Annotated in this window: 1 pseudogene; it reads left to right on the top strand. The window is 73.9% G+C overall.

Annotated features, from left to right (window positions below):
* Positions 1–357, top strand: a pseudogene (locus tag CCN39_RS53075) (hypothetical protein); the annotation flags it as partial.

Raw genomic sequence — 357 nt, 5'->3', positions numbered from 1 at the left:
GCCGGTCGAGGCTGGCGTAGACGAGGTCCCGCGCTTTGGTGACGTCCGCCCCGCGGTCGACGTAGAGGACGCCGCCGCCATCGGCGTGGGCGAGGGTGCGCACGCCGTGGACGGCCGCCTCGGTGGCGAGGGCCCGGGTGCTGTCCCCGCTGCCCCGCAGGATCACCAGCGGCACGAGGAGTGGGCGCTGGACTCCGACCGCGAGGCGACTGTCACGGTCGCCAAGGTCGGCTCGCTCTCCGACGCCGTCGAGATCGCCAACGAGCGCACCTCCGGCCTCGCGGCGGGCATCACCACCGAGGACGAGTCGGCCGCCGACGCCTTCTTCGACGGCTACACCGGCACGGGCGTCTTCTG

The sequence above is a fragment of the Amycolatopsis kentuckyensis genome (assembly GCF_002155975.1).
In the GTDB taxonomy this organism is placed as follows: domain Bacteria; phylum Actinomycetota; class Actinomycetes; order Mycobacteriales; family Pseudonocardiaceae; genus Amycolatopsis; species Amycolatopsis kentuckyensis.
Note: the sequence above shows the minus strand (reverse complement) of the source record. Positions and strands in the feature narration are given on the sequence as shown.